At 68.5% G+C, this 3339-nt stretch carries 6 protein-coding genes; 2 read left to right on the forward strand and 4 right to left on the reverse strand.

Annotation, left to right across the window (positions count from 1 at the left end; translation table 11 throughout):
• Together ACFQEU_RS13265 and ACFQEU_RS13270 are read right to left on the reverse strand one after the other, a co-directional pair.
• Positions 1 to 331: nucleotide-binding protein (locus ACFQEU_RS13265; RefSeq protein WP_379782899.1), on the reverse strand; the 331-nt coding region annotated here is incomplete at its 3' end.
• 157 nt (positions 332 to 488) lie between these two features.
• On the reverse strand, positions 489 to 863 hold the full coding sequence (locus tag ACFQEU_RS13270) for a YlbF/YmcA family competence regulator (RefSeq protein WP_379782901.1): 375 nt from the start codon (positions 861 to 863) through the stop codon (positions 489 to 491).
• Positions 864 to 1026: 163 nt separating this feature from the next.
• Here ACFQEU_RS13270 and ACFQEU_RS13275 point away from each other — a divergent pair, with 163 nt between their 5' ends.
• Both ACFQEU_RS13275 and ACFQEU_RS13280 read left to right on the forward strand, forming a co-directional pair.
• Positions 1027 to 1839 carry an endonuclease III domain-containing protein gene (locus tag ACFQEU_RS13275; RefSeq protein WP_379782903.1) on the forward strand — a complete coding sequence of 271 codons (813 nt, stop codon included), beginning with the start codon at positions 1027 to 1029 and terminating at the stop codon, positions 1837 to 1839.
• A gap of 69 nt (positions 1840 to 1908) precedes the next feature.
• Positions 1909 to 2490 carry a DUF7978 family protein gene (locus tag ACFQEU_RS13280; RefSeq protein WP_379782905.1) on the forward strand — a complete coding sequence of 194 codons (582 nt, stop codon included), beginning with the start codon at positions 1909 to 1911 and terminating at the stop codon, positions 2488 to 2490.
• 4 nt (positions 2491 to 2494) lie between these two features.
• Here ACFQEU_RS13280 and ACFQEU_RS13285 read toward each other — a convergent pair whose 3' ends face one another.
• Together ACFQEU_RS13285 and ACFQEU_RS13290 are read right to left on the reverse strand one after the other, a co-directional pair.
• Complete coding sequence (locus tag ACFQEU_RS13285) at positions 2495 to 2947, reverse strand: RNA-binding domain-containing protein (protein ID WP_379782907.1); 453 nt, start codon at positions 2945 to 2947, stop codon at positions 2495 to 2497.
• The coding region (locus tag ACFQEU_RS13290; protein ID WP_465261151.1) for a nucleoside/nucleotide kinase family protein at positions 2944 to 3339 on the reverse strand (396 nt) is incomplete at its 5' end. The genes ACFQEU_RS13290 and ACFQEU_RS13285, both read right to left, overlap by 4 nt.

Consider the following 3339-nt stretch of genomic DNA (forward strand, 5'->3'; position numbering starts at 1 on the left):
GCGCGTCGAACGTCCGTCTCGCGTCGACCGTTCGGGGGTGTTCGGGTGCCGCGAGGACAGTCGGCTCGGAGCGGTCGGCCGGGAGCGGGACCCCGTCGCTGGCGACCCCGTCGACACGGGCTGCGACCCCGGGCAACGCGACGTGTCCTCCGGGATTCTGTGGGGTGGACGATCGCCCGACCTGTCCGGTCGCCATCGCTGCGAGGTTCGGAAGGTCCCAGTCGGCGTCGGCGGCGACGACAGGGGCACCACGTCGAGCAAGCGCACGCGCGACCCCGACGGTCGTGGTCGTTTTCCCGGATCCACCCTTTCCACCGGCAACGGCTATCACGGAGCGAGGTGTGTCGGTATCCAATATAAACGTCCGGGCGACGGGGGCGGGAGCAGTCGCGTACTGCGGTCACGGTTCAAGCGGGTCCGAGCGGTTCGTGACCGGGCGGCGGCTCGGAGAACGGCCGCCAGGAGGACAGCAGCCCAAATCCAGACACTCAGTCCTGACAACAGCCGCCGGCTTCGCCGCCGAAGTCGACGGCAAGCGGTTCGGAAATGGCCTCGTTGACCGATTCGAGAGTGTCGGAGAGCTCGTCCTGTGCGTCGAGGAACTCCCGCATCACCGGCATCGAGTGAAGCTCCGACTGGGCCTGTTGAACACGTTTGAGGTCCGACTGGCTCGCGTCCCCGGTCCGTCTCGCCTGCATGAACTCCTCACGGATTCGTTCGAACTCGTCGATGCGCTCTTGGACGTCCTCGTCGCGTTGGACGGCCTCGCGTGCGTCCTCGAAGCGCTCGTACTCCGGCGTCCGCGCGATCTGCTCGCCGAGTTCCCGGCCGAGCTCCTCGATAGAGGCGTGTTCGACGCTCATAGATCCGATTACGGGCCGATCCGTTTCAACCTGCCGGAGGGGACGGAACGCGTGTGAGTTCACGCGGTTCTGTTCGAGGACCGTGACCCTGTGATTGTTCCGGGACCGTGACTCCGTGATCGTTCCGCGCGGAGTTTTTCACCGTTCGGGACCGATCGGACGTATGCGCGACGAACCAGCGGAAAACATCAGCGGCGGCCCGGACGGCGGCGGCGCGTACGACGAGTTCGACCCCGGCGACGGCGACTCGCGCGCGGAAGCGGTCGTTGACGAGCTCGGGGACCTGTACTGGCAGAAGGCGTACGGCGGCCGTGACGGGTTCGAGTGCCTCGTCAGGACGATCCTCTCACAGAACACCTCCGACAAGGCGAGCCAGCCGGCACACGAGTCGCTGATGGACCGCTACGGGCCGGCCGATCGGCTGGCGGAGACTCTCGCCGACGCCGCCGAGGACGAGCTCGCCGAGACGATCGCGTCGGCCGGCCTCTACAACCAGAAGTCGACGGTGATACGACGGGCGGCCGAGTGGGCGATCGAGGAGTACGGATCGACCGCGGCGTTCGACCGCTTCGTCACCGAGGGCGAACCGAGCGAGGTCCGCGACACGCTGTTGTCGGTCAAGGGCGTGGGCCCGAAGACGGCCGACTGCGTCCTCCTGTTCGCGGGCGGGCGCGGCGGCGTCTTCCCCGTCGACACCCACGTGCAGCGGATCGCGCGACGGATGGGGCTCGCTCCGGCCGGCGCCGACCACGAGGGCGTTCGCGAGGCGATCGAGGCGGCGGTCCCGCCGGAGAAGTGCGGGTTCGGCCACACGGCGATGATCCAGTTCGGCCGGGAGTACTGTTCCGCTCGGAAACCCGCGTGTCTGGACGGTCCGGAAGCGTGCCCGCTCTACGGCCTGTGTGATCGGGTGGGTATCGACGAGATCGACGGAGCGGTCGTCGATCCCGCGGACGCGGTCCCCGGAGACGACTGAGGCGACGTGGGGAACGTCGGAACGGTTCGAGCCATCACCTTCTTGTATCTTCTGACAGACCTGTGTTTCATGTCCCTCGCCGACCGCTCGGACACGACGAGTCGTCTCGCCGCCGGGGCCGCCGGCGGGATCGCGGCGTACGTCCTCGGTTACCTCCTCGTGTACGTTACACAGCGTGGCGGCATAGAGGAACAGCTGGAGGCGTTCAACTTCATCGCCGACCTGTTCGGGAGTGACCCGATCCCGTCCTGGCAGGCGGTCGGCTGGGTGTTCTACAACGCCCACTTCGTCGTCACGGAGGTCCCGGTCCCGTTCGGCGGCGTCCGTTCGGAGAACTTCATCGCGGGTTCGGACGAGGGAACGCTCACGGCGCTGTACGTCGTTCCGCCGCTGTTGCTCCTGCTCGCCGGGCTGGCCGCCGGTCGGATCGCGAACGCCGATGACCCGGCAGTCGGCGCGCAGGCTGGCGCGCTCCTCGTCATCGGGTACCTCCCGCTTGCGGTCATCGGCGCGCTCCTCTTCGGCTACTCCATCGGGGACGGGACGATCGCACCGGACCTCATTACCGCCGTCCTTCTCGCCGGAGTCGTCTACCCGGTCGCGTTCGGCGCGATCGGCGGGGCGGCATCCACGCTGCTGGGCGGAGAGTAGGGCGTCAGTACGGCTCCTCGCTCGGATCGTATCGGTCGCCGTACTCCCGGATCGGGTCGACCGGCGTCCCGTCGTCGGTCTCCGGGGCGACGTAGTCGATGAACGACTCGACGTCGGGCTCGCGAACTCGAACCTCGACATCGATCTCGCCGAGCTCGTCCGGCTCCCCGACGGCGAAGTTGACGACGCCCTCGAACGCCGCCTGCTTTTTGAGCGCGAACGTGAACCCCTCCTCGGTGGCGTTCGAGCGGAACACCCGCCGGGCGGTGTCGAGGATCTCCTGTTCGTGGAGGACGTCCGAGAACGCGTCGAGCGTGTGCGCCTCCGCGACCAGCCGTCCCTCCTCGTGGACGGGCTCGGCGTCGGGGAACACGTTCGTGACCGCGTCGGTGACGCGGTCGGTCACCTCGGTGTCGTTCACCGGCGCGACGATACGGACGTCGACGCTGTAGATCACGGGCGACCACCGCCGTCGGTGGTGTCAACGGGGTCGGCGGCGTCGTCACTGACCGCGTCGCCGCCCTCACGGCCGGCGACCGCCTCCTCTGTCACCCCGAGCAGCTCGCGGATCCGGTCGTGAAACGCCGCGAGCGACCCGGTGTTGTCGATCTCGACGTCCGCCCGCTCCAGGGTGTCATCGAGTCCGAGCGCGATCTCCCGGGCGTCCCGCTCCCGCAGCGCCTCCTGGTCGGCGTCGGAGTCGTCCCGACCGCGCTCGCCGAGACGGTCGGCTCGCGTCTCGAAGGGGGCGTGTACGGCGACGAGCGTGAACTCCTCGCCGAACGCCTCGCGGAACCGCTCCAGCTCGACGGTCGAACGGAGCCCGTCGACGAGCACCGTCTCCGCGTC

The organism is Halorubrum tibetense (genome assembly GCF_042661865.1).
Taxonomy (GTDB): domain Archaea; phylum Halobacteriota; class Halobacteria; order Halobacteriales; family Haloferacaceae; genus Halorubrum; species Halorubrum tibetense.